We start from the raw sequence: 26891 nt of genomic DNA, 5'->3' as shown, positions 1-26891 counted from the left end.
TGCCTATTTAAGTGATGTGCTGAAAAGGCTGCCGACACACAAAGTGACCCAAATTGAAGAATTGCTGCCGCACTGCTGGAAACCTGAATCGAATTAAAAATTGGTATGGGATTCAGCGGACGCTTACGTTAAAGCCGCTTCCTCCTGAGAACAAGCGGCAAGCATCCATGCAAAACAAATCATGATTTTTTTCATATTTTTAGCGCATTTATTTACCAATACAAAACGATCCGAAGATCTTGCCGAGTAAATCATCCGCACTGAAATCGCCCGTAATTTCACCTAAGGCATTTTGCGCCAAACGTAGAGACTCGGCTACCAACTCACCCGCATGATAAACCACCAACTGCTCACGTGCTTCTGCAAGATAGCGCTGCGTGCGCTTCATTGCGTCTAAATGGCGTGTTCGAGCAATAAAGGTATCTTCTTCTGGTTGAAAGCCTGCATGCGCTGTAATCGCATCAATAAGCGCTTGAACGCCGGTTTCTTGTTTAGCCGAAACACGAATATGTCGAAAACCGTTTAAATCGGTCATTTCTGCGGTAGATCCCGTCAAATCGCATTTATTACCAATCAGCATCAAACGCTTCGGTTCAATATGATCGGCGAAGTACGCTTGAGCCAATTGTAGTGGATCTTCACCCTGACTTAAGTCATAGACCAAAAGTAACAAGTCAGCTTGCTCAATTTCTTTAATTGCGCGGCGAATCCCTTCTTTTTCGACGATATCACCGGTTTCACGTAAACCAGCGGTATCGGTCAAGGTAATCGGCAAACCATTGAGGCTGATTTTTTCATGTAAGACATCACGTGTCGTACCGGCAATATCCGTCACAATCGCACGTTCCACACCCGCCAAAGCATTGAGTAGAGAAGACTTACCTGCATTAGGTTTGCCGGCAATCACCACTTGTAGACCTTCACGCAGTAGCTGACCTTGACGGGCAGACTGCTGCACAGCATGGACCGAGCTTGCAACTTCATCTAATAAGCCCAAAATCTTACCATCTGCCAAAAAATCGATTTCTTCTTCAGGAAAATCAATCGCTGCTTCCACATGCAAACGCAAATGGATAAGTTTTTCTAGCACCGTATTGACCTTGCTCGAAAAGGCACCTTGTAATGAACGTACCGCAGAACGTGCCGCCGCTTGCGAGGTAGCATCAATCAAGTCGGCAATCGCCTCGGCTTGCACCAAGTCCATTTTGCCATTTTCAAAGGCGCGCATCGAAAATTCGCCCGCTTTCGCAGCAATAGCACCTAATTCTAGCAACCGCGCCAATAATGCATTTTGAATAACGGGTCCGCCATGACCTTGAAGTTCCACCACATCCTCCCCCGTAAAAGAGTGCGGATTCGGAAAGCAAATCACCAAACCTTCATCCATGATTTCATTGGATGCATCATAAAACTTACGGAAACCAGCAAAACGAGCTTGAGGCAGGGATTTCTGCGTTAATGCTTCTGCAATGGCATAAGATTTGGGACCAGACAGGCGAATCACGCCGACACCACCACGACCCGGCGGTGTGGCAATTGCTGCGATGGTGGTTCGGTTTAACATAAAATTCACCTAAAAATTTTCAAACGACAGATAAAGAAAAATCCGCTTAAGATTACCATCTTAAGCGGATTTATTCAGCCCATCAGCAATGCTTAGTTTGCTGAGTCAGCCGCTTCTCGTTTTAAACGGTCTTTTTCAACTGATTTGTTAATCAAACCTTGTTGAAGAATAGTAATACTGTTGTTACAGATCCAGTAAAGCACAAGGCCCGCAGGGAAGAACAACATAAATACCGTAAAGATCACTGGCATGATTTTGAAGACTTTCGCCTGCATTGGATCAGCCGGTTGTGGGTTCAAACTTTGCTGAATGAACATGGTTAAGCCCATTAATAGCGGCAAAATAAACCATGGATCCATCGCAGATAAATCTTGAATCCAACCTAACCATGGCGCATGACGTAGTTCAACGGACTCCATCAATACCCAGTACAAAGCAAGGAAGATCGGCATTTGGAGCAATAACGGCAAGCAACCCGACAGTGGATTCACTTGTTCACGTTTGTACAATGCCATCATTTCTTGCGAGAAGCGCATACGGTCTTCACCGAACTCTTCTTTCATACGTTGCATTTCAGGTGCAATCACACGCATTTTCGCCATAGAACGGTAGCTCTTCGACGACAATGGCCACAAGATCAGTTTCACTAGAATCGTCAATAAAATAATTGACCAACCCCAGTTACCCACTAAACCATGGAAGAATTGTAGGCCTAAGAACAACAATTTCGCGATTGGCCATAACCAACCATAGTCTACAGTTTGGTTCAAACCAACAGCCAAATCTTTCAATTCAGACTGAATTTTTGGACCTGAATAGAACGTTGCATCTACTTCTGCCACAGTTCCTGCAGGAACATTGATTGCAGGCGATGTGAACTGAATAATGTTCATATCATCGGTAGATTTACGTGACTCAAGTTTCGCAGCGTAGGGTTGACCATTGGCTTGCGTTAATTTGATCTGTCCAGGAATCCATGCACTCACGAAGTAATGCTGAACCATTGCAACCCAACCGCCAGTTGCTTCAACATTCAATTTTTCTTCATTGAAGTTGGCAAATTTAAGTTTGTTGTAATGTTCTTCAGGCGAACCCCATGCACCACCAAGGAATGTACCTAAAGTGAAAATACCTTGATCAGATTTGCCTGGATCTTCAGAGTTGTCGCGTTTAAGCTGACCAAACATCTGACCTTGCCAGTTCTGAGCACTGCGGTTCACGATTTTATGATTCACGACAACAGGGTATTCACCTTCAGTGAAGTTAAAGGTTTTAATAACCTCTACACCATCTGCTGTTTTATAAACCATCGGTACTGACAAAACTTTTGCTGTTTGTCCATCTTTACCCTTCACAGTTTTTGCGTCATTTAACGTATATGAAGATTTTTCAATCTCATACGTCGGACGTCCTTTCGGATTGCTGTCCGGGCCATTGAGACCAATTAAGCCAGACTGAGCAACATAAGTCCGTTTTGCATCGCTTTCAAGCATTACAAACGGTTCGTCGCTGTCTTTATTTTTGTCATGATTGAGTAATTCAATACGAACAATATCGCCACCCTTTGGATTAATCCAAAGATGGTAAAGGTCAGTTTGTACTGAAATTAACTGTTGACTAACAGGTGCAGTGGCATCTGTTGTTTGTTGTGTAGCAGCATTATTTGCTTGCGGCACATCAGTAGCAGCCGTAGCTGTCTGGCCATTTGGTAAATCGGCAGATACTTCATGCGTTACCACCGCAGCATTTTGCTGAGGTTTTTGTTCCGCATTTCCATAATCTTTCTGCCAAGCCAAAATGAGCAAATATGCGACAACAAACATGGCCCCTAGAATTGCAATCCTGGCCCATTGTTGCATAGGTATTACCCCAAGTGGTTAGAGTGATTTTGGTTCAATAAACGTTCACGAAAGGGTACAGCAACGTGAAGCGTTTGAGAATCTATTTGCTGAAATGAAATAAAACGAATTGCTTTTGATGGAACAGGATCATAGCCTGAACCGCCCCAAGGATGACAACGGCAAATACGCTGAACAGCTAGACACACTCCACGTACAGCACCATGTTGATGGACTGCTTCCAAAGAATATTGAGAACATGTTGGAATATAACGACAGCGTGGTCCCAATAAAGGACTAATCGCAATCTGATAGAAACGAATGAGCCAATGCAGCAAACGAACCATTGGTCATCTCTACGCTTGTGGGGAGGTAGCTATTTTTTTATGCTTATTTGCAAGGCGCTGCAATTTTTGCCAAGCAAATTGTAATTGCTGATGCAACTCTGCATTCGGTACCGCCTCTATGCCCATTTTTGGCATAACGACAATATCTAATACATTAGACTGCTGTTGATGCAGGCGAAAACTTTCGCGTGCAAGTCGTTTTACTCGATTTCTTTCATGTGCGCGGCGCACTTTTTTCTTAGCAACAACAATACCCAAACGGCTATTCGGCTGTTCGGAGATTTTTGCTAGAAATAAGAAATGGGGTTGATGCACTTTAAAAAGCGCACCATCGAACACACTTTTATAATCGGCAGCACAGTGTATTCGCACATCTGTGCTAAAGCCGTAAAGTGTTGTCATAACACCCAAGTCTTGACAGTCTTAACTGAAATTAAACAGTTAAGCTGTGACGACCTTTTGCACGACGACGCGCTAATACTTGACGGCCAGCTTTAGTAGCCATGCGAGCACGGAAACCATGAACGCGTTTACGTTTCAACTCAGAAGGTTGGAAAGTACGTTTCATATCGAAACTCCACAAATGATCTTTCAGTAAAGGTTCGCGATTTTAGTGCTCATTGCTTGAGCTGTCAATGAAAAACACGCTTTCTTTCAAAATCTAGGCTGTGATATATCAAGATAATATAAGGATTAGAAATCAGTCAGAAAGTTTTAAATTAAAATATTCACAAACTAAATCATTGTATATATTAATTATTTAAGTTATCTTCAAGTTTACTCACAGATTTATCCACAATCTCAAATTTGTGAATTGGTTTTTATAAATTTAAATTTGAATTTAAACCAACCATCAAGTTATCCCCAGAATGGGTCGATCTTATAAATAAATTCAAATTTTAAAATTTAAATTTATTACTATTAGTGTTGATATTTTCTGTGGAAAACGTATTTTTAGATTTAAAAAACAAATAATTACATTGTGGATAACGATGTTTTTATAATTTTGATAGTTTGTGGATAACTTTGTGCTACAATTTATCCACAGCTTGCGGATAAACTTATCCACACGTGATTTAAATTTAAATTTAAACTCAATTTGCGTTTTTTTGATCGATTTCGACTGATTTGTTCATGACAGATGTGGATAAGATGGTTAGAATGGCTGCCCGCTTAGGCGGGGTTGAATTATTTTTTTACGTACAATGGACTGAAATAGGGGTTTCACATGCTTTGGACAGACTGCTTAACTCGCTTGCGACAAGAGCTTTCAGGAAATGTCTATACAATGTGGATACGCCCACTGGTGGCAGAAGATGCAGGTGATAGTCTAAAACTCTACGCACCGAATCCGTATTGGACACGCTATATTCAAGAGCACCATTTAGAACTGATTTCAATTTTAGCGGAACAGTTGTCTGAAGGTCGGGTACGTAAAGTCGAGATTTTGGTCGATTCACGGCCTGGTGCAATTTTATCTGCAGCTGAGCAACCTGCAACAACCACCGCAGCATTAGAGTCAACGCCACAAGTGTCGGCACCAACACGTCCTAAAAAAGAAAAAGAAGAGACGTCTTCAAAAAATAACCGTAAGCGTCAGCTTAACCCATTATTTACCTTTTCCTTGTTTGTTGAAGGTCGTTCCAATCAGATGGCGGCAGAAACCTGTCGTAAAGTCTTGACGCAGCCCGGTGCTTCGCAACATAACCCGTTATTTTTATATGGACCGACTGGTTTAGGTAAAACCCATTTAATGCAAGCCGTAGGTAATGCATTATTGCAAGCGAAGCCGAATGCACGTGTGATGTACATGACGGCTGAAAGTTTTGTACAAGACTTTGTGAGCTCGTTACAGCAAGGTAAGGTCGAGGAATTTAAGAAAAACTGTCGTTCGTTAGATTTGTTATTGGTGGATGATATTCATTTGTTGGCGGGTAAAGAGGCCAGCTTGGTTGAGTTTTTCTATACCTTCAACGCGTTATTAGATGAATCTAAGCAAATCATTTTAACCTCAGATCGTTATCCAAAAGAACTGACTGAACTTGATCCACGTTTGGTTTCACGTTTTTCGTGGGGCTTATCGGTGGGTGTTGAACCGCCTGATATTGAAACCCGTATTGAAATTTTACTGAAAAAAGCGGAAAGCAATGGGGTGGAACTTCCACGGAATTGTGCGTTGTTTATTGCTCAACAAGTGGTTGCCAATGTCCGTGAACTAGAAGGTGCGCTGAATAAAGTCGTAGCCATTTCTCGTTTTAAAGGCACCCCAATCGATCTAGATGTGGTGCGTGAATCGTTAAAAGATGTGTTGGCAATTCGTGCGCGCACCATCAGCACGGAAAATATTCAGCGTGTGGTGAGTGAATATTTCCGTATTCCACTGAAAGAATTGATTGGTCCAAAACGTACACGCATTTATGCACGTCCACGTCAGTTGGCTATGGGGCTAGCACGTGAGCTGACAGGGGATAGTTTTCCTGAAATTGGTATGGCTTTTGGTAATCGTGACCACAGTACTGTGATGCATGCCTGTGAAAAAGTACAAAGCCTGCGTGAAGAAGATCCAATCTTCAATGAGGACTATAAAAACTTGCAACGTCTGCTGCAAAGTTAAGTCTTTTCGTTCAAATTCTGTTCTTGCAATGCGGTATATTCTGCCGCATAGTACACTGCTAAAAAATTAATTTATTTTGTCTGTCTTCAGTTTTTAGAGGAATGTATCGTGCGTTTAAAAATCGCGAAAGAAAGCTTACTGAATGTTCTATCACATGTCGTAGGAGCGGTTGAACGTCGCCATACCTTAAATATTTTATCCAATGTAAAAGTACAGGTAACAGAGCAAGCTTTGACCATTACGGGGTCGGATCTTGAAGTGGAACTGGTTGCAAGCACATCACTTACTGAAGGTGCATGTTTACAAGCAGGTGTGACGACTGTTCCTGCACGTAAATTGATGGATATCTGTAAATCATTACCGTCAGCGGCATTGATTGATTTGCAAATTACTGAAGATCAACGTTGTATTTTAAAATCTGGAAACAGTCGTTTTGTATTGGGTACTTTGCCTGCAGAAGACTATCCATTATTAACCACTGAAAATACTCAAGGCACTCAAGTCGGTGTGACTCAGCGTGAGTTAAAGCGTTTATTTGAGAAAACATCTTTTGCCATGGCGGTTCAAGATGTGCGTTTCTATTTGACAGGTACTTTGCTTGAAATTGATGAAAATCAATTGCGTGCAGTAACGACCGATGGTCACCGTTTGGCGATGTGTGAAACAGCGGCAAGCTCGAATGCGACACAAGCAATGCAAGCGATTGTTCCACGTAAAGCTGTAGGTGAATTGCAGCGTCTATTGAGTGTTGAAGACGAGCAATTATCGTTGTTAATTGGTCGTGAATTATTAAATGTAACGATTACCATTGCCAGCCGTGATAAAGAGCAGGGTGATATTACCGTACGTTTCACCACAAAATTGATCGATGGTAAATTCCCTGACTACCGCCGTGTGATTCCACGTGGTGGTGATAAAAATGTGCGCATTGCACATGATGTATTTAAACAATCACTACAACGTGTGGCGATTTTAAGTAATGAAAAATTGCGCGGCGTATTCTTGAAGTTTGATGCGGACACTTTACAACTTCGTGCCAATAACCCTGAACAAGATGAAGCGATCGAAGATCTCGCGATTCAATATGCTGATGCACCGATGGAAATGTCATTCAATGCACAGTACTTATTGGAAGTTCTGAATGTGTTGGATGGTGATGATGTTGCAATGACCATGACAGAAGCCAACCAATCTGTATTGGTACAAGATCCACAACAACAAGATCAAACCTATGTTGTGATGCCAATGCGTGTTTAATTTGGACTGACGTCTCAATTATTATGCATATCACGCGTTTACATGTAGAACGTGTTCGAAATTTAAAGACGGTTGCACTCTCTGGGTTGCAGCCGTTTAATGTCTTTTATGGGCAAAATGGTTCTGGCAAAACTTCTGTATTAGAAGCAGTACATTTGCTGGCAACCGGCCGTTCTTTTCGAACCCATATTCCGAAAAACTATATTCAAAATAATAGCCCTGACGCTGTTGTCTTTGCGCAGTCTGCAACAGACCGCATTGGTATGCAAAAAATGCAGTCGGGCGAGCAAGTGATTAAAGTCAATGGCGACCTTGTGGGGACACAAGGGCAGTTGGCTAAGATTTTACCACTACAACTCATCGACCCACAAAGTACCGATATTATTGATCATGGTGCGAAGCCACGACGTCAACTTTTAGATTGGTTGATGTTCCACGTGGAACCGGAGTTTTACCATGCATGGCAATATTATGCGCGGGCATTAAAACAGCGGAATAGTTTGCTGAAATCACGACGTCATTTGAGTTTGTCTGACTTAGAACCGTGGAACAAAATGCTCAGTGACTATGGTGAGATCTTGCATAGTCTGCGCAGTAATGTGGTGGAACAGTGGATTCGATATTTTCAACAAGATCTAGAAGCCTTATTGCCTGATTTAACAGTGACACTGGAATACAATGCAGGCTTTCATGCCGAAACAGGGCTGTTGAATGATCTGACCAATCAGCATTTTAAAGACTGCGAGCGTGGCTATACCGAGTATGGTCCACACCGTGCAGATTTAAGGTTAAAAACCGCTATGGGGGATGCAGATGTTGTACTCTCTCGTGGGCAAAAAAAGTTATTGATCATGGCGTTAAAACTGTCACAGATTGCAATGCTACATGCTTGTAATAAGGAAACTGTGGTATTATTAGATGATCTGACAGCAGAATTAGATTTAACCGCACAACAGCGTTTAATTGAGCGTTTAAGCCATCTTGGTAGTCAAGTTTTTATTACCACTTTAGACCATGATTCAGTGCAAAAACACTTACATGATTTATCTATTTCTTATCAATTATTCAAAGTTGAAAATGGTACGGTGCAGGCTGTTGTGCAATGAAATACCACCTTTGGATAGACCTATTTTTCACTAGGGAGAAACCATGAGTTCAGAAGATCAAGCTGCTTCTCAAACAGAACAAACCATAGAAAAAGCTTATGATTCCTCTAGCATCAAAGTATTACGTGGTCTAGACGCTGTACGTAAGCGTCCGGGCATGTATATTGGTGATACTGACGATGGTACTGGCCTACACCACATGGTGTTTGAAGTTGTCGATAACTCAATTGATGAAGCGTTGGCAGGTCATTGTGACGAGATCAATGTAACCATTCATGAAGATGAATCTGTAAGCGTATCGGATAACGGTCGTGGTATTCCTACCGACATTCACCCAGAAGAAGGTGTTTCTGCAGCAGAAGTGATTTTGACGATTCTGCATGCGGGCGGTAAATTTGACGATAACAGCTATAAAGTTTCAGGCGGTCTACACGGTGTAGGTGTATCCGTGGTGAATGCGCTTTCAAGCAAGCTCGAATTAACCATTCATCGTGCAGGTCAAATCCACCAGCAAGAATATAAACACGGTGATTCCGTGTATCCATTAAAAGTGGTGGGTGAGACAGATCGTACAGGTACACGTGTACGTTTCTGGCCAAGTGCTGAAACCTTCAGTCAAACGATTTTTAATGTCGATATTTTGGCGCGTCGTTTACGTGAATTATCGTTCCTGAATGCAGGTGTGCGAATTGTGCTACGTGACGAACGTATCAATTTAGAGCACGTTTATGACTATGAAGGTGGTTTGTCTGAGTTTGTGAAATATATCAACCAAGGCAAAACTCATCTGAATGATATCTTCCATTTTACCACTCAAGCGGATAATGGCATTGGTGTAGAAGTTGCATTGCAGTGGAACGATTCTTATCAGGAAAATGTTCGTTGCTTTACCAACAACATTCCACAAAAAGATGGCGGTACGCATTTAGCGGGTTTCCGTGCTGCATTAACCCGTGGCTTAAACAGCTACATGGAAAGCGAAAACTTACTCAAAAAAGAGAAAGTGGCGGTTTCTGGTGATGATGCACGTGAAGGTTTAACTGCGATTGTTTCGGTGAAAGTGCCTGATCCAAAATTCTCTTCGCAAACCAAAGAAAAATTGGTGTCGAGCGAAGTGAAAACTGCGGTTGAGCAAGCCATGAATAAATCGTTCTCTGAATATCTTTTAGAGAACCCACAAGCCGCTAAATCGATTGCAGGCAAGATTATTGATGCAGCACGTGCGCGTGATGCAGCACGTAAAGCACGTGAAATGACACGTCGTAAGAGTGCGCTGGATATTGCTGGTTTGCCAGGTAAATTGGCCGATTGTCAGGAAAAAGATCCTGCATTGTCTGAACTTTACTTAGTCGAAGGTGACTCTGCGGGCGGTTCTGCAAAACAAGGCCGTAACCGTAAGATGCAAGCGATTTTGCCGCTGAAAGGTAAAATCCTCAACGTGGAACGTGCACGTTTTGACAAGATGATTTCTTCACAAGAAGTGGGAACACTGATTACTGCTTTAGGTTGTGGTATTGGCCGTGAGGAATATAACCCAGATAAACTGCGTTATCACAAAATCATCATCATGACCGATGCTGACGTCGATGGTTCGCACATTCGTACGCTACTGTTGACCTTCTTCTTCCGTCAAATGCCAGAACTTGTGGAACGTGGATATATTTATATTGCACAGCCACCGTTGTATAAGCTGAAAAAAGGCAAGCAAGAACAGTACATCAAAGATAATGATGCGCTTGAGACTTACCTGATTTCAAATGCAATTGATGAGCTTGAATTACACATCAGTGCAGAAGCACCAGCCATTCGTGGTGAGGCTTTAGCGGGTGTGATTGCGGATTATCAAACCTCTCAAAAGAGTTTGCATCGTCTGACTGTACGTTATCCTGCAAGTGTGTTGGATGGTTTATTGGCAGTAGAAGGCTTTAAGTTAGATCAAGCAAATAACCAAGACTATGTACAGACTTGGGGGGAGCAGCTACGTGCCAATATTGAGAAAACTCAGCCTAGCTTACGTCCTGAATTAAGCTTAGAAACGTTTGAGCATGAAGATACCGAAGGCAATAAGTCAGCGACCTATTTCCCGCGTATTACCATCTATGTTCATAACTTACCGCACCAATACTTGTTAGATTCAGGTCTATTGGGTTCAGGTGAATATGCGCGTTTGCTCAAAAATTCGAAGAGTTGGTTCACATTATTGGAAGAAGGTGCTTACCTGCAAAAAGGCGAGCGCAAAATTCCAGTGAGTAGCTTCCATCAGGTTTGGCAAAACATCCTACAAGACTCACGCCGTGGCATGATGATTCAGCGCTATAAAGGTTTGGGTGAGATGAATGCTGAACAGCTTTGGGAAACTACGATGGATCCTGAGAACCGTAACATGCTGCAAGTAACGGTACAGGATGCGATTGAAGCTGATCGTATGTTCTCTTGCTTGATGGGTGATGATGTGGAACCACGTCGTGCTTTCATTGAAGAAAATGCGTTAAATGCGGATATTGATGCCTAAATTCTGATTACAGAATCATTCAAAAAAGCACTCTTCGGAGTGCTTTTTTTTGTGCTATCTTAAATAAAATTGAATATTAAATCGCCAATTTGTGTTTTATAAAATTGACTTATTCTGATGCTAAGCTCAAATCTATTTGAACTTAGCAGCTAAAAATAAGAGGTCTATATATGATGGACAATCAACTTGAACACATTCGTGACATCTGGGTAAATGCATTTTTTACCGGAAATTATACTGTTTTAGCCGAATACGAAGATGAGCACTTTAAGGTGGTTTATGAGCAAGACGGGCGTGTCGAAAGTAATTATGTCCGCTATGAACGTATTGCACATGCAGTGAAAAATGGGGTTTGGAAACCACAAAAACCAGACGTAGAATTTGAAGAATATGAGTTTAATCGTGACCAAACGGAGTGCAAAATTTTAATTGGTTTAGCTGAAACACAGCAGCAAATACAGGAAATCTGGCATTTTGATCAAAGCTGGAAAATACAAGAATTACGCTTTTTAAAGGCAAAAAAAGCCCATCCTTCTGCCTTATCTTAAACAATAAAAAGTTTAAATTGATGTAGTCAGTAGAGATAAAACACATCCATCTTATAAATGTGGATAAGTTTTGTGAATTTTCACATTTAATAGTGTTCAACATCAAAGTTATTTATAATTGTGGATAATATCATTTAAAAATATTTATCCACAAAAAAGTGGTTCGATGTTTTGAATTTAAAAAATAAAAATGAATTTAAAACCAAGATTTGAATTTAAAAGTGGCTTTTGTGGATAACTGTGGTAATGAGTTTGATGTGAAGTATATTTTTTTGAATTCATTTACAAAATTAGGGTAAAAGCGATCGCTCAATTTTTAGTTTCTTCCCGAATAAAAATGCCTTAACGATGCAATAACTAGCTGGCTAGGAACTTTCGATTTTTTGAATATTTTTTAGATTTATAGTGTGATTATTATTATGAAGTATAAATAAAAAATCGCCGTGGAACATTTAAATTTCACGGCGATTGATTTTTTGAGCTTAAGTTAGGTTTTCTTAATAATGCAAATCTAGGGTTTTGCTTTTTAAATTAAGCCTCAAAACTACTTTCCATTTCTTCTAATTCCATCATTAATTCAAGCATTTGCTCTTCGACAGATTCGAGTTTGGCTTTTAACTCTGTTTGCTCATTCATCAGTTTTAGTAAGTCATCTTTACGACTGGCTTCATATAAAGCACTGTCTGCTAATAATTCCTCGATTTCGTTTAAGCGTGGCTGAATTTTGCTGATTTGCGCTTCATTTTTTTCAATGTTTTTACGAATCGGGCGGGTCAATTCACGCTGACGTGCAGCTTCTTTGCGCTGCGCTTCTTTATCGACTTTGGAAATCGTCGGTTTAGTTTCAACTTGAGATTTGATGGGAGTCGGGGCTTGTTGACTATTTTTCATCATGTCAATCCGTGCTTGACGCAGCCAATCGGCATAAGCCACGAGGTCACCATCAAATTCGCGACATTTTCCATGATGTACCAACAATAATTCGTCACAAACACTAGCAATCAATTGACGTTCATGCGAAACCAAAACCACAGCGCCTTCAAAGTCTTGTAATGCCATAGTCAGGGCATGACGCATATCAAGGTCTAAATGGTTGGTCGGTTCATCTAGAATTAAAACATTGGGGCGCTGCCAAACAATCAAAGCCAAAGCCAATCGTGCTCGTTCACCGCCTGAAAAGCCTTCACTTGGCGTATCCATGCGTTCGCCACTAAAACCAAAGCTACCTAAGAATGAACGTAATGCAGCTTCACTGATTTTTTTGTCAGCAATTCGAGATAATTGCAACATAGGGCTGGCATTGCCATCTAAAGCATCCATTTGATGCTGCGCAAAATAGCCAATATTCAACAGTTCCGAGGCTTTGCGTGTCCCTTGTAATAAGGGAAGGTCTCCAACCAAGGATTTAATTAAGGTTGATTTACCTGCACCATTCATTCCCAGTAAACCAATACGACTGTTTGGGGTAATCTGTAAATTCACATTGGTGGCAATCAGTTTGTCACCATAGCCAATGTCGACATGTTCCATTTGTAACAGTGGTGAGCTCATTTTGGTTGGCTCACGGAAACTAAAGGTAAATGGCGTATCGACATGTGCAGCAGAAAGTTCCTGCATGCGTTCTAATTGTTTAATACGACTTTGAGCCTGCTTAGCTTTAGTGGCTTTAGCTTTAAAACGGTCAATAAATTTTTGGAGATGCGCACGGGTTTCGAGTTGTTTTTCATAGGCTTGTTGCTGTTGTGCCAAGCGCTCAGAACGGGTGCGTTCAAAGGTCGAATAGTTGCCGGTGTAAAGCGTCAGCTCTTGATTTTCAATATGTAAAATATGATCAGTCACCGCATCTAAGAAATCACGGTCATGTGAAATTAAGATCAGTGTGCCTTCGTAAGCTTTTAACCAATCTTCTAACCACAAAATCGCATCTAAGTCTAAGTGGTTTGTTGGTTCATCGAGTAATAATAGGTCTGAACGGCTCATTAGGGTACGCGCAAGGTTTAAACGCATACGCCAACCACCAGAAAAGCTTGAAACATTGAGTTGGGACTGATGTTCAAAGAAACCTAGGCCAGCCATCAGTTGTGAGGCTTTGGATGGAGCTGTATAGCCATGGATTTCATCAAATCGGCCATATAAGTGTGCCAGCGCTTCATTGTCTAATTGTTCTGGATGTTCAAGTTTATGTTGTATATCCCAATATTCTTCATCGCCTGATAGAACGAAATCAATCGCTTTCATATCGAGTGCTTTGATTTCTTGCGCCATATGCGCGACGGTCCATACTGCAGGACGTGTTAATGAACCACCATCAGATTCCATTCCACCTAAAAGCGCAGAAAAAAGAGTCGATTTACCCGCACCATTTACACCAGTTAAGCCGATTTTCCAGCCTGGATGCAATTGCATAGATGCTTTTTGAAATAAAACACGCCCACCGCGACGAATGGAAAGTTGGTCTAACTGAATCATGGAACTAACTAAACAAGAAGAATGTGGGGCTATTCTAATGGATGGCTTTGCAAAAGAAAAAACAAAGCATCGCAACCATCTGAAAAAATGTGACAGATTCCACGTATTTAGGTATATTGAACGGGCTTTAGTATTAAAAAAATATTTCAAGTTGTTGTTTTAAATGGATTAATAAAACATATTGGAAATATAAGAAATGAGAAAAGGAATTTTAATTTTATCGCTTCTTTCAGGTGTGATGTCTGCACAAAGCTATGCCAATCAGAAGGTTTGTGTGTTCGATTTACTTGGAAAAGCGGGGGAATCTTATAAGCTAATGGAAGAGTGGTCTCTGGCCAGTAAGGCATGGGGAGCACAAGTTCAACTGATTTCATATCAAGATGAATCCAAAGTCGATAAAGATTTTAAAGAAGGGAAATGTGACGCATTTTATATGACCTCGATGCGGGCACGTGCGTATAACAAATTTGCTGGTTCGATTGATGCCATTGGCGGTGTACCGAACAATACCATCGCACAAAAAGCCATTACCTATGTCTTAGATAAGCGGAACAGTAAGCGACTGATTACCAATTCAGGTAAAGATAGTTATGAAGTGGCAGGGATTGGGCAAATTGGTTCAGCCTATATTTTTGTCCGTGATCGCAATATCAATAATTTAGAAAAAGCTGAAGGTAAAAAATTTGCCATTTTGCATTATGACTATGCGCAAAAAGAGATGGTCGACCGTGTCGGCGCTGTGCCAGTCATGTCGGAAATTTCCAATTTTATTCGCAAGTTTAATCAGGCCGAAGTTGAAATTGTGGCTGCGCCGGCTTATGCCTTTAAGCCACTCGAAATTTCAAAAGGCTTAGGCACTACTGGGGCGATGGTTAATTTTCCTGTGGTGAATGTCACGGCAGACCTGATTATTCGTAACAATAAATTCCCAGATGGTTTTGCTGAACCCTCTCGGCAATGGTTCGTTAAACAATTACCGAAAAGTTTTGCCATGGTAAAACGCATGGAAGCTGAAATTCCTGCCAAATATAAGATGAATCTCAGCAAAGATGATCAGTTGAAATATCAGAAAATTTTGCGTGAAGGACGGATGGATTTAACCAAACAAGGAATCTACGACTCCACCATGATGACGGTACTGAAAAAAGCACGTTGTACGATTGAGCGAACCAATTTTGAGTGTTCAGTGGCGGGTGAATAAGCTTTTTTCTGTATTTCTTTGTAAAGTTTCATAAAAAGGCTGTAAATGCAAAAAGCCTTTTTTGCATACAACATGATGATTATATTTATAATTTTGCCTTAAATAAAAAAGTGATATTAATCACAAAAAAACAGAATGTGCCAAAATGACATAAATAAATGGAGTAAATGCTCTATTTTTTTTAAATTAACTTGCTTAATATCGGCGTTGTGTAAGGACACCTCTGAACCATAAAAAGATTTGAAAGGAAAATAGAATGAAAAAAACGCTCCTATCATTGGCTACATTTGCTGCAATTGGCTTTGCTGGTTCAGCTCAGGCAGCAAAAGTAGATATCTGTGTATTTGACTTACTGGGTAAGTCAGGTGAGTCATACCAAATGGCTCAGGAATGGGCGCTTGCAGCAAAAGGCTGGGGTGCTGAAATTAACTTAATTCCGCGTCAAGATGAAGCAGTAGCCGACAATGATTTTAAAGCGGGTAAATGTGATGGCGTATTTATGACGGCAATGCGTGCTCGTCAATACAATAAATTTGCAGGTTCGATTGATGCGCTTGGTGGCGCACCGAGCAATGCAATTGCGCAACGTGCGATTACCTTTGCATTAGACCAACGTAATGCTGCAAAAATGGTCAGCAACCTAGGTGGTAAGAAATACGAAGTGGCGGGTATTGCTCCACTGGGTTCAGCATTCATCTTTGTCAAAGACAAAAAAATTGACTCAATTGAAAAAGCAGCAGGTAAAAAGTTTGCAGTATTAGGCTATGACGAAGCACAAAAAATTATGGTGCAACGTGTCGGCGCTCAAGCTGTGGTTTCAGATGTATCTAACTTTGTGGCGAAGTTTAATAATGGTCAGGTCGATATGGTGGGTGCGCCTGCGTATGCCTACAAACCATTAGAGATTTATAAGGGTTTAGGTACCAATGGTGCGATGTTTAACTTCCCAGTTTTACAAGTGACCGCGGACTTTATTATTCGTCCTGATCAGTTCCCAGCAGGCTTTGGTCAAAAATCTCGTGATTGGTTTGTGAAACATTTACCGAAGAGTATTGCGATGATTAACCGTTTAGAGGCGGGTATTCCTGCGAAATATAAACTTAACTTAAGTGCAGAAGATAAAACCAAATATCAAAAATTATTGCGTGAAGGTCGTATGGATATGACGAAACGTGGCATTTATGATGCGGGCATGATGTCAGTATTGAAAAAGGCACGTTGTTCTGTCGATAAAGCCAATTTTGAATGTTCACTTAGCGGCGAATAAACTGATATTTAAAGAAAAAAGTCTGGATTTATCCAGGCTTTTTTTTGCAAATTTACAGGTCATTCTCGCCATTGAGTCAGCAAAATATTCAGGTAATCTAAATTAAAATCGAGGGCTGTGAGTCAATTGAATCGAACTCAGCATGACCCAAAATTAAAAAATGGTTAAAAACAAAAACAGTAAAAAAACAAGGAAAGTCAGTATGAAACAATGGACAAAGGCATTGAGCGTTGCTGCTGCATTAATGGCGGTGACTGGCGTAGCTCAAGCGAAGCAAGTGGTGTGTGTATTTGATTTGGTGGGTAAAAATGGTGATGTTTTTACCCTGATGAAAGATTATCAATTGGCAGCAAAAAACTGGGGCGCAGACATTGAGCTCCGCGTCGGTCAAAATGAAGCAGTGATTGCGGAAGACTTTAAAGCGGGGAAATGTGATGGGATCAGCGTCACCGGTATGCGTGGCCGCCAATTCAACAATTTTACCGGTTCTTTAGATGCGATTGGTGCAATTCCAGATTTGAAATTGGCCGTAAAAATTATGCAAGGTCTTGCGAGTCCAACGTTTGCTAAAAGCATGGTCAATAGTAAATATGAAGTGGCAGGTGTGATACCTGTTGGTGATGCCTACCTGTTGGTGAATGATCGTAGTATCAATACTGTCGCTAAAGCCGCAGGTAAAAAAATTGCGGTGCTTGATTATGATGAAGCGCAGAAAATTATGGTGCAGCAGGTCGGGGCTCAAGCGGTCAGTGCCGATGTAACCAATTTTGGCGCTAAATTTAACAATGGTCAGGTGGATATTATTGGTGCTCCTGCAGCTGTGTTCAAACCATTAGAATTACACAAAGGTTTAGGCAGCAAAGGCGCAATCGTCAATTATCCAATTTTACAAGTCACGGGAAATATCATTATTCGCCCAGATAAATTCCCAGCAGGTTATGGGCAAAAATCACGTGATTGGGTCAAAACACAATTACCTCGTGCATTCACGATTTTAGGCAAAATGAAGTCAGAAATTCCAGCTAAATATTGGATGGATGTTCCCACTGCAGACAAAGCTGGTTATCAAAAAATGATGCGTGAAGCGCGTATTGATTTGACTAAACGTGGTATCTACGACAAGCGAATGATGAAATTATTATGGCAATTCCGCTGTAAACAAGACCCGAAAAACTTCGAATGCGCATTACAGGAAGAAAACTATAAATAAGTTTTAAATGAATCTTGAGAAAAATACTCTGATTTAACTTTAAACTGTGAAGACTGACCATATATTGAGTATGTTATACTTGAAATATGGTCTTTTCTTTTTAAAGACACCCCAATGACTCAGAGGAATCCATCATGAATGCTCAAGCACTTGTGCTGACTGACAATGCTGCCAATAAAGTACGCCAATTGCGTGACAGTGAAGGTAATCAAGACCTCATGTTACGTGTATATGTGACTGGTGGTGGTTGTTCAGGTTTCTCATATGGATTTAATTTTGCAGAAAGCCAAAACGAAGATGATGCTGAATTTATCAATGAAGACGTGAAAATGTTGGTGGATTCACTTAGCTATCAATATTTAGTTGGTTCAACAGTCGACTATATTGAAGGTCTTGAAGGTTCTCGTTTTGTGGTACAAAACCCGAATGCGACAACCACGTGTGGATGTGGATCTTCATTCTCGATCTAATCACGATGATGAATTGAGCCATAAAAAAGCCCTCATTTTGAGGGCTTTTTTAATGTTTAAAATCGATATTAGGCTTCAAATTTAAGCGCTTCTAACAGATCTAAAATCACTGTAGTCACGTCTTGACTCAATTGATAATTATTAAAAATTTCATAAGCTGTAATGGTGACATCGGTATCACTCGGAAGCAGGCGTTGCTCTTCTTCGATGAGGTCACGGATCGGCAAAAGGGTTTGTTTGACTTGTAAATGCAAGACATCTTTAAACTCAAGATTTTCGTCTTCGAGTTCAATGAGTTGCTCATTAAAAAATGGTAAAAGTACCGCATGGAGATAAGGTTGAATTTCGGTAATATCAAAAAGCTCAATATCACGGGTTTGTTCAATCGTGCTGATGTGGTCATTCACTTCAATTAAGATATGGTAGTAACTCACATTGCTCTCCACGGAAGATGTCATTGATATAAGGGAATTATTGCAGATCAACAATAACATGAAATGCTGATTTTTGTTGGTGAATCCTGCAATATCCTTATAAATTGTATGGTTTTTTTTGCTCAGGGTATTCTAACGATAATATAGTAAGCCTTGGTCTGCTGGCATCAGTTTAAAGTTTTCTAATTGTTGCGCACCTAAGATTGGGTACATTAATGCAGCAGGGTCATTATGGTGAGATAAGCCGAGAGCATGTCCGAGTTCGTGGGCAAGGGTGAGGCGTAAATCATCTTCGGCATCAAATTGATAAATCTGAATCTGATCCCCCATAAAGACACCTTTATGAAACTCTCGTGCAGGAAAGCGCTGACTGGCTTGTATCACGCCTGCATTATATTGATCGATTTGCTGGTTATAGCTTGAGACTTGTTGGTTAAATTGATCATTTTGCTGATTAAATCGATTTATTTCTTGGTCTAATTGCATCGCTTGTGCTTTGACTTGCGCAAGTTCTCTTTCAACGCGTTGCATATTGGGGCCTTGCGCATGCTCGATTCGGCTCCAACTCATACGTTCTTGCGACAGCTGTGCGATTTCCGCACGGATCATGGCTTGTTTTGATCGGAGCTGTTGCTCATTCATCTCCAGACCTTTTCTCGAATTTGTTAAGTTCTCGGCATATAAATCATTACGGGCTTTATCTGCAGCTAAGGTCTTTTGGACTTGCTTATAGGCATTGTATTGTTCTTGGCGATCATCATAAATTAGATGGATCGCCAGTTGTGCATTTGGGTCATAGATAAATAACGGTTTGAGTATTCCTTTATGCCATATCTCTGCGGCTTCTTCGCTAAGTTGAATGACTTGTTGTTGGCTTAATCCAAAACGCGGATCGACATCAGCAACCCGATAACGCAGTCGGGTATCGAGAGGGTGTAAAAGTCGATCTGAAATTGAATTAAATTTCAGTTGAGGATGCTGCTTGGTTTGATAGATCCACCAAGTACTCAAAACGATGACAACAATAATTAAAATCAAACGCATAGCATCGCAAAACTTGATTATTTTACATTAATTTAACTGAAATTTAGCGCTATGCAAATCTAAGTTTAGATTGATGGTGAGTCGAGAAGAATGTGGCTGTTTGAACGTTTGCGTGTTATTTGAATATTGCCTGATGCAGATAAAATCATCCACAAAAAAAACCGCGCTTTCGCGCGGTCTTTTTGAGCTTTGAAAGACTCAGTTAAAGCGACAAATTATTTTTTGTCATCTTTCACTTCAGTGAACTCAGCATCTACAACGCCGTCATCTGCTTTTTGAGCTTGACCTTCAGCGCCTTGGAAAGCGTTAGGATCAAAACCTTCAGCACCGCCTTGACCTTGTGCAGCTTCATAAGCACGTTGAGTGATCGGCATAATGATGTTTTGAAGTGCTTCAGTTTTCGATTTGATTGCATCTACATCGTTTTCTTTAGTCGCTGCTTCGAGCTCAGCTACAGCAGCATCGATTGCAGATTTCTCATCAGCAGTTACCTGTTCGCCAAGATCTTTTACTGCTTTTTGAGCAGAAGAAACAAGTGCATCAGCTTCGTTACGTGCTTTCGCTAATTCTTCAAATTTACGATCTTCTTCAGCATTCGCTTCAGCATCTTTGATCATCGCTTCAATTTCAGCATCGCTCAAACCAGAGTTAGCTTTAATTTGAATTGATTGCTCTTTACCTGTGCTCTTATCTTTTGCAGATACTTTCAAGATACCATCAGCGTTGATGTCAAATGATACTTCAATTTGTGGTACACCACGTGGAGCAGGTGGAATATCGCCTAATTGGAAGTTACCCAACAATTTGTTTTGTTGAGCCATTTTACGTTCACCTTGGTAAACTGAAATGTCTACAGCAGGTTGGTTGTCAGCAGCAGTTGAGAACACTTGAGATTTCTTCGCAGGAATCGTGGTGTTTTTCTCGATGATTGCTGTTAACACGCCACCCATTGTTTCGATACCAAGAGTCAATGGAGTTACGTCAAGAAGAAGTACGTCAGTTTTATCACCTGAAAGTACTGCACCTTGAATCGCAGCACCCATCGCTACAGCTTCATCTGGGTTCACGTCTTTACGTGGCTCACGGCCGAAGAACTCTTGTACTTTTTGTTGTACAAGTGGCATACGAGACTGACCACCCACCAAGATTACGTCAGAGATGTCAGAGGTTGAAAGACCGGCATCTTTAAGTGCAATCTTACATGGTTCAATTGTACGAGCAACCAATTCAGCAACTAAACCTTCAAGTTTAGAGCGAGTCACGTTGATCACTAAGTGTTTAGGACCAGTCGCATCTGCTGTGATGTATGGAAGGTTGATTTCTGTTGCATTCGAAGAAGAAAGCTCGATTTTTGCTTTTTCAGCAGCTTCTTTTAAACGTTGAAGTGCAAGAGGATCTTGTTTCAAGTTTACGCTTTGTTCTTTCTTGAACTCTTCAACCAAGTATTCAATTAATGCATTATCGAAGTCTTCACCACCAAGGAATGTATCACCGTTTGTAGACAATACTTCGATTTGTTGGTCGCCATCAAGATCAGCGATTTCAATGATTGATACGTCGAAAGTACCACCACCTAAGTCGTAAACCGCAACTTTACGGTCGCCTTCTTTTTTGTCCATACCGAACGCAAGTGCAGCAGCCGTTGGTTCGTTGATGATACGTTTAACATCTAAACCAGCAATTTTACCTGCATCTTTCGTTGCTTGACGTTGAGCATCGTTAAAGTACGCAGGAACAGTAATTACCGCTTCAGTTACTGTTTCACCAAGGTAGTCTTCAGCTGTTTTTTTCATCTTTTTCAAGATTTCAGCAGAGATTTGTTGTGGTGCAAGTTTCTTGTCGTTTACGTCAACCCAAGCATCGCCATTGTCAGCTTTGATGATTTTGTAAGGTACAAGGCCGATATCTTTTTGCACAGCTTGGTCTTGGTACTTACGACCGATCAAACGTTTGATTGCAAATAATGTGTTTTTAGGGTTAGTCACTGCTTGACGTTTAGCAGATTGACCGACAAGGATCTCGCCATCTTTATACGCAATAATAGATGGAGTTGTACGAGCGCCTTCAGCGTTGTCGATTACTTTTACTTTGTCGCCTTCAAGTACTGCTACGCAAGAGTTTGTAGTACCTAAGTCAATACCAATGATTTTCGCCATTTGGATGTTTCCTCTAAAATTCTTTTATTCCCAAACTCTTCCCTTTCTCAAAGGGAAATAAAAAGGGATTTACTTGTTATCCGATATGAGAGCCAATCAAAAATTTTCAAGTAATATTAGTTAAAATTTTTAATTCGTCTCAGAAAATTTGGGTTTATGCACCAACCATAACCATAGCTGGACGTAATAGACGACCGTTTAAGCTATAGCCTTTTTGCAATACTGTCCCGATTTCATTCGATTTGGCATTTGGATCGATGCCCACAGCTTGGTGAAGATCTGCATTGAAACCATTTGCAGTATCCACAGCAACCACACCAAATTTTTCTAAAGTGCTGAGCAATGATTTCAGTGTAAGTTCTACACCTTCAGATAAACCTGATTTTTCATCACCTGCCGCAGCGATGGCACGTTCAAGGTTATCAACCGAATCAAGCAATTGTTTTGCAAATTTTTCCAGCACAGTGTCTTTATGCTTTTCAGATTCGCGTTGAATACGCTCTACACTTTTTTGCGCTTCATATACGGCATTTGCAGTACGTGCTTTTTCAAGTTTTAAGCTTTCTTCTAAATTGGTGATTTGTGCTTGTAAATCTTCAACTGAAACTTCAGCTTGCTCGTTTTCAGCTTGAGTTTGCTGTTCTGCTTGCTCTTGTTGAAGATCTTGAGCGTCTTGGTTTTGCTCAGTCGCCATTGATTTACTCCGTTTAAATGGGTTCTTAAACATGTTCAGTCCTTATAGCTGTGCGTTCAAACGACATCGATGCGTAACTGCCATGCGTTTTGAATTCATGATTAATAGAAGAAATCGGGGCAGGGGATAAAAATTCAAGCGAAGTCAGCGATTAAATGCAGTTTTTTATTCAAAAAAATGGTTTTTCAGCCAAATATCGACTGCAAAATTAAATTCTATGAAAATATAAATTATTGATTTAAATGTATAATCACATTTTGATCGGATTTATAGATTTTCATCATAAATTTTAACGGTTTCTCTTTGTGCCTGAAAATTTGCATAATTTATCTATCGGAAGTGACCATATCCACTGGAGAGAGGGATATGGTGACTACCTCTAGATTTTAGAAACACTTTTCCATGCTGATTTCCCAAGAATCAGCATTTTTTTTGCCTCAAAAATAGTGGTTAATATTTATACATAAAAACTCTTAGTATCAGTTTTATTAAATATTTCACAAAAAATGATCAGCACAGTATTCTTTGTTTCAGATTCTATCGCTGTAGTTTCCGAATTTATTTCGAATGTGTTTTTCATGGCCTGCTTCTCTCATAAGCAGGCTTTTTTTTGCATGAAATTTATAAAAACAGCCACTTAAGTAACTGAGCTGCAAGTTTTGTTGGTCTTTGTTGTATTCAAAAGCTCTGATCACGCTTTATTTAAAACTATTTATATTTATTTTATTAATAAAAAACAAAGCACTTGAGTTAAATAAATGATGTAAAGCCTCAAAATGAATGAAAACTGCCTGATTAATAAAACGTTTCATAAGCTGTACCGTGCCTCGTACAAAGTACAACTTAGAAGGTGGGAACTTCACAGAATTATTTTCCATTATGACGCGGGCAAAGTTGAGCTTTGCTTTTAATGATTCAATGAAGGAAATAATGAAGATGAAAAAAATTGGTTTATTCGCTGTTGCAGTTTTAGGTTTTGGTTTAGCTGCGGTAGGTTGTACGTCTCAAGAAACTGTAGAATCTCCAGAAACCGCACAAGTAACGTCTGCAACTGAAGCATCTGTAACAACAGAGCAATCGGGTGCTGTGGTTCAAGCAGATCCATCAGCTCAAGGTGCTGAAGTTCAATCTGCACCACAACCTACAGTTCAGCAATAAGATTGTTTCATGCTCTCTGACCTGTAACAACAGGCAGTCAAGAATAGACAGAAGATAGGATGCCTCTTCTGTCTATTTTTTTTCTATTGCTTTTTTTACCTTTTCTATTTTTAGTGAACGAAAAAAAAGCCCATCATGTAGATGAGCTTTTTACTTTTAACCGATCTGCAAAAACAACAATTAACGGCGATTTTCCCACGCGCGACGACGTTCTTCAGCCGCTTTACGTTGTTGATCTGATGCCTTTCTTAAATCTTGAATATTTTTTTTGCGCTCTTGCTCAATTTGTTTTCTACGATCTTGACTGGCTTTACGGCGCTGTTCTTCTAAGCGCTGACGCTCTTTGCTGACTTTTTGACGATCTTGTTCAGCACGTTTACGACGTTCAGCTTCAGAGTATTTACGCTGTTGTTCTAGACGTTGACGTTCGAGTTCGTTTTTACGACGATCCCACTCTTGTTGATTTTTACGATTCTGTTCCCAGTTACGCTGGTCAAGTTGCTGCTTTCTACGTTCGAGCTCTAAACGATTACGTTGTTGTTGCTGACGTTCCCATGTACGGCGGTCTTGTTCATAACGACTGTCGTAACGGCGATCATAACGATTATCATAGCGTCGATCATTATTATCATAACGGCGGTCATAACGTTGATCATAACGTCCATCGTAGTAACCATCTTCAGGGAATGCTACGCAGCCTACAGCCAAAAAAGCAGTCGCAAAAGACAGAAGGATGATCTTTTTAGCCATGGTGAGTATCCTTTATCGAGAATGGGTTAGCATAATCAACCCATAAAACTTGGGTAAATTGTCAATGACAACTCTATAAAAGAAGATTAGCTTAACTAGGTCTGTACTATGTATGTCGATGTTGAGACTTATATGTGAATATGGTCACATTTGACCTAGATCATGTAGAAAGTATGAAGAGCATAATTCGAAGGATAGAGCATGTTTGCATTGAATGAATCACTTAAAAATATGAAAGATAAAGGCCAAGGTACGGCTGCTCGGTTACTTGATCGTCTTCCTAACTTTGCCAAAGAAAGCCTCGCAAAACGTCTCGATTATCCGTTTATTTTTCCAGAATTAGATCCGCTGGTGAAATGCATGATGGCGGCTCAACTCAAGCAAGGTAAGTCAGGCTTTGTGACCGAAGACTATGTGAAGTCTCGTAAATTATTTGATTTACAGATGGAGTCGATCAAGACCAAGCCGACCTTTGTGAAACAAGTGCAAGATATACGTCTACCTTTACAAAGTGCAACGCTGTTTGCGCGTCATTATCATCCTGCTCCAAATAAAAAATTACCGATGATCGTGTTTTATCATGGTGGTGGTTTTGTGGTGGGTGGTTTAGACACGCATGATGAAGTTTGTCGTTTATTGGCTGTGCATGCCAAAACACAAGTTTTAAGTATTGATTATCCTTTAACACCAGAAGCCAGCCCAGCTCAATTAATGCAAAGTTGTGAAGATGCATTGGCTTGGACTTATCAAAATAGTCGTCAGTTTAAAATTCTAAAAAATCGAATTGCGGTGGCAGGGGATAGTGCAGGCGGCAATATTGCTACTGCGGTTGCACAGCGCAGTGCTCAAAAAGTTTTTGCCCCGCAAGCTCAACTATTAATTTACCCAGTAGTGGATTTCAAGAGTCGCCACCCATCTTTCTATGCTTATAAAGATGGTCTAGTTCTGACTGAAAAAGATATTGATGTCGTAACGGCTTTATATGCAGAACAACATGCAGTGGCCTTAGATGATCCATTAATTTCACCAACCTATGGAAAATTGGCAGGTATCGCACCCGCGTATATCGTGACAGCAGGGCATGACGTTTTACATGACGAAGGTGAAATTTATTCGCATAAACTCCGTCAGCAAGGGGTGAAAGTGTTTTATCAAGAATATACCGATCAAACCCATGGCTTTATTAACTTAACCCCGGTTTCGCACCGAGCTAAAAAATACGTGATCGAGATCAGTACGAAGTTCCGTAAATTTTGGGATAAACGTAGCTAATCATTCCTTTATATAAAGTAAACCCAGTGTTTCACGTGAAACACTGGGTTTTTATTTATTGGGTTATTTATCTTGGATTTTTGCAGCAGGAAAAACGAGGCTAAATTCTGGGATATAAAAGCTTTGCAATAATCGTGCTTCAGAAAAATTTGGAAAAATGTCCTGTGTGTTGTGCCATTCTACCTGTTTCAGTTTAGAGAGCCGTCCACGAAACTTCGGTGAAAATTGATAACGCTTACCTTCCCACGCTTGTCTGATTTGCAACATCGCTGCAGGGATATGATGACTATTAATATAGAAAGAACGCTGTGAACGTGATTTTTTTAAACGGATCTGCATTTTGTGTTGTTCAACTTCTATAGTACAGACCACTTCATTGTCATGTTGTTGCCATTCAAACTTTGCCAACTCTTTAGGAATACCCCAGAGTTTTTGACCATGAATGACAGAGATATCTGTCGAAACATAAATCTTAGGAATCGAACTTAACCTTTTCTTACTCCATAAAGGGTGATCTAAAATTAGCAATTCGTCATAAGGGCCCACAGGTGAATCATGGTATCGGACCAATAACACCTGAACCACACGACCTAAAGGCGATGTCGCTAAACGGAACATCTGCGCTTGTTGGATAAAACTCGGAGAGATCCAATAATTCAAAATAAAAGCATCGCCACGCAGTTGCCAAGGCGGTAAATGTGTCAATGCAGTGTCCGACGGTATTATTTGCGTCATCATTGTTCTCGTTTTAATAATGGCAGAATAATTACTTTTTAACTAAATGTGCGGAATTCTCCATCTATAATCTGTGATTTAGATGGAGATGGATAGCACGCCTTTTCAGTCGGGTCTCTCTTGGTTTTGGATGTATTCTCGAATTACATCAATTGTCGCTCCACCTGTTGTAAGTAGACAGTATGCCCTCGTCCAAAGCACAGGTTTCCAATAATAAGGTTTTAGTTCTTCACCGAACTCCTTGC

Annotated in this window: 25 protein-coding genes; 12 read left to right on the top strand and 13 right to left on the bottom strand. The window is 40.5% G+C overall.

The features are described from left to right. The coding region (locus FTU17_RS13080) for a transposase domain-containing protein (RefSeq protein ID WP_130075492.1) at window positions 1-97 on the top strand (97 nt) is incomplete at its 5' end. A 111-nt stretch (window positions 98-208) separates the two neighbouring features. Here the strand turns inward: FTU17_RS13080 and mnmE are convergent. The 5 genes from mnmE to rpmH all read right to left on the bottom strand — a co-directional run bounded on the left by mnmE (window position 209) and on the right by rpmH (window position 4317). Beyond that, window positions 209-1564: a tRNA uridine-5-carboxymethylaminomethyl(34) synthesis GTPase MnmE gene (mnmE, locus tag FTU17_RS13075; RefSeq protein ID WP_168379513.1), complete on the bottom strand. Its 1356-nt coding sequence runs from the start codon at window positions 1562-1564 to the stop codon at window positions 209-211. 92 nt (window positions 1565-1656) lie between these two features. After that, complete coding sequence (gene yidC / locus FTU17_RS13070) at window positions 1657-3423, bottom strand: membrane protein insertase YidC (RefSeq protein WP_180135662.1); 1767 nt, start codon at window positions 3421-3423, stop codon at window positions 1657-1659. A gap of 5 nt (window positions 3424-3428) precedes the next feature. Further along, window positions 3429-3749, bottom strand: coding sequence for a membrane protein insertion efficiency factor YidD (gene yidD / locus FTU17_RS13065; RefSeq protein WP_078189510.1), 321 nt, complete (start codon window positions 3747-3749; stop codon window positions 3429-3431). A gap of 9 nt (window positions 3750-3758) precedes the next feature. Next, complete coding sequence (gene rnpA / locus FTU17_RS13060) at window positions 3759-4151, bottom strand: ribonuclease P protein component (protein ID WP_078189509.1); 393 nt, start codon at window positions 4149-4151, stop codon at window positions 3759-3761. Between the two features lie 31 nt (window positions 4152-4182). Continuing rightward, window positions 4183-4317, bottom strand: a complete 135-nt coding sequence (gene rpmH / locus FTU17_RS13055) for a 50S ribosomal protein L34 (protein ID WP_000831329.1) — start codon at window positions 4315-4317, stop codon at window positions 4183-4185. A 660-nt stretch (window positions 4318-4977) separates the two neighbouring features. Here rpmH and dnaA point away from each other — a divergent pair. From dnaA to FTU17_RS13030, 5 genes are all read left to right on the top strand, one after another. After that, the gene (gene dnaA / locus FTU17_RS13050) at window positions 4978-6363 is read left to right on the top strand and encodes a chromosomal replication initiator protein DnaA (RefSeq protein ID WP_168379515.1); all 1386 of its coding nucleotides are present in this window, start codon (window positions 4978-4980) and stop codon (window positions 6361-6363) included. 108 nt (window positions 6364-6471) lie between these two features. Next, on the top strand, window positions 6472-7620 hold the full coding sequence (gene dnaN / locus FTU17_RS13045; RefSeq protein WP_168379516.1) for a DNA polymerase III subunit beta: 1149 nt from the start codon (window positions 6472-6474) through the stop codon (window positions 7618-7620). Between the two features lie 23 nt (window positions 7621-7643). After that, window positions 7644-8726 carry a DNA replication/repair protein RecF gene (gene recF, locus FTU17_RS13040; protein ID WP_180135661.1) on the top strand — a complete coding sequence of 361 codons (1083 nt, stop codon included), beginning with the start codon at window positions 7644-7646 and terminating at the stop codon, window positions 8724-8726. A 43-nt stretch (window positions 8727-8769) separates the two neighbouring features. Further along, entirely contained in the window at window positions 8770-11238 is a 2469-nt protein-coding gene (gene gyrB / locus FTU17_RS13035; protein WP_180005501.1) for a DNA topoisomerase (ATP-hydrolyzing) subunit B, read from the top strand. Window positions 11239-11408: 170 nt separating this feature from the next. Further along, window positions 11409-11786 carry a hypothetical protein gene (locus tag FTU17_RS13030; RefSeq protein ID WP_180065692.1) on the top strand — a complete coding sequence of 126 codons (378 nt, stop codon included), beginning with the start codon at window positions 11409-11411 and terminating at the stop codon, window positions 11784-11786. Between the two features lie 531 nt (window positions 11787-12317). Here FTU17_RS13030 and FTU17_RS13025 read toward each other — a convergent pair. Continuing rightward, window positions 12318-14255, bottom strand: a complete 1938-nt coding sequence (locus FTU17_RS13025; protein ID WP_180056038.1) for an ATP-binding cassette domain-containing protein — start codon at window positions 14253-14255, stop codon at window positions 12318-12320. 196 nt (window positions 14256-14451) lie between these two features. On the opposite strand from FTU17_RS13025, the gene FTU17_RS13020 reads away from it, so the two are divergent. The 4 genes from FTU17_RS13020 (at window position 14452) to erpA (ending at window position 18403) form a co-directional block, all read left to right on the top strand. After that, window positions 14452-15456 carry a putative solute-binding protein gene (locus FTU17_RS13020; protein WP_180022815.1) on the top strand — a complete coding sequence of 335 codons (1005 nt, stop codon included), beginning with the start codon at window positions 14452-14454 and terminating at the stop codon, window positions 15454-15456. A 256-nt stretch (window positions 15457-15712) separates the two neighbouring features. After that, window positions 15713-16723, top strand: coding sequence for a putative solute-binding protein (locus FTU17_RS13015; protein WP_180005536.1), 1011 nt, complete (start codon window positions 15713-15715; stop codon window positions 16721-16723). Window positions 16724-16925: 202 nt separating this feature from the next. Beyond that, complete coding sequence (locus FTU17_RS13010; protein WP_180109501.1) at window positions 16926-17933, top strand: putative solute-binding protein; 1008 nt, start codon at window positions 16926-16928, stop codon at window positions 17931-17933. Window positions 17934-18067: 134 nt separating this feature from the next. Then, window positions 18068-18403 (top strand): iron-sulfur cluster insertion protein ErpA, encoded by a 336-nt coding sequence (erpA, locus tag FTU17_RS13005; RefSeq protein ID WP_078189499.1) that lies wholly within the window; start codon window positions 18068-18070, stop codon window positions 18401-18403. A gap of 68 nt (window positions 18404-18471) precedes the next feature. Here the strand turns inward: erpA and FTU17_RS13000 are convergent, their stop codons facing one another. From FTU17_RS13000 to grpE, 4 genes are all read right to left on the bottom strand, one after another. After that, window positions 18472-18849 carry a hypothetical protein gene (locus tag FTU17_RS13000; RefSeq protein WP_168379524.1) on the bottom strand — a complete coding sequence of 126 codons (378 nt, stop codon included), beginning with the start codon at window positions 18847-18849 and terminating at the stop codon, window positions 18472-18474. A gap of 120 nt (window positions 18850-18969) precedes the next feature. Further along, entirely contained in the window at window positions 18970-19881 is a 912-nt protein-coding gene (locus FTU17_RS12995) for a matrixin family metalloprotease (RefSeq protein WP_180135660.1), read from the bottom strand. Between the two features lie 215 nt (window positions 19882-20096). Then, window positions 20097-22037, bottom strand: a complete 1941-nt coding sequence (gene dnaK, locus FTU17_RS12990) for a molecular chaperone DnaK (protein ID WP_180118267.1) — start codon at window positions 22035-22037, stop codon at window positions 20097-20099. 154 nt (window positions 22038-22191) lie between these two features. Then, a complete protein-coding gene (gene grpE / locus FTU17_RS12985; protein WP_078189495.1) occupies window positions 22192-22731 on the bottom strand; it encodes a nucleotide exchange factor GrpE in 540 nt (179 codons plus the stop codon). A gap of 936 nt (window positions 22732-23667) precedes the next feature. On the opposite strand from grpE, the gene FTU17_RS12980 reads away from it, so the two are divergent. Continuing rightward, the gene (locus tag FTU17_RS12980) at window positions 23668-23889 is read left to right on the top strand and encodes a hypothetical protein (protein WP_257224324.1); all 222 of its coding nucleotides are present in this window, start codon (window positions 23668-23670) and stop codon (window positions 23887-23889) included. Between the two features lie 180 nt (window positions 23890-24069). Here FTU17_RS12980 and FTU17_RS12975 read toward each other — a convergent pair whose 3' ends face one another. Next, on the bottom strand, window positions 24070-24639 hold the full coding sequence (locus FTU17_RS12975; RefSeq protein ID WP_168379529.1) for a hypothetical protein: 570 nt from the start codon (window positions 24637-24639) through the stop codon (window positions 24070-24072). Between the two features lie 201 nt (window positions 24640-24840). On the opposite strand from FTU17_RS12975, the gene FTU17_RS12970 reads away from it, so the two are divergent. Beyond that, window positions 24841-25911, top strand: a complete 1071-nt coding sequence (locus FTU17_RS12970; protein ID WP_180027164.1) for an alpha/beta hydrolase — start codon at window positions 24841-24843, stop codon at window positions 25909-25911. Window positions 25912-25974: 63 nt separating this feature from the next. On the opposite strand, the gene FTU17_RS12965 is transcribed toward FTU17_RS12970, so the two are convergent. Both FTU17_RS12965 and FTU17_RS12960 read right to left on the bottom strand, forming a co-directional pair. Further along, a complete protein-coding gene (locus FTU17_RS12965; RefSeq protein ID WP_180027167.1) occupies window positions 25975-26646 on the bottom strand; it encodes an acetoacetate decarboxylase family protein in 672 nt (223 codons plus the stop codon). Between the two features lie 105 nt (window positions 26647-26751). After that, a partial coding sequence (locus FTU17_RS12960) for a transposase (RefSeq protein WP_180107216.1) occupies window positions 26752-26891 on the bottom strand: 140 nt, incomplete at its 5' end.

The sequence above is a fragment of the Acinetobacter sp. YH12070 genome (genome assembly GCF_013419625.1).
GTDB lineage: Bacteria > Pseudomonadota > Gammaproteobacteria > Pseudomonadales > Moraxellaceae > Acinetobacter > Acinetobacter amyesii.
This window is presented reverse-complemented; position numbering and strand designations above follow the sequence as displayed.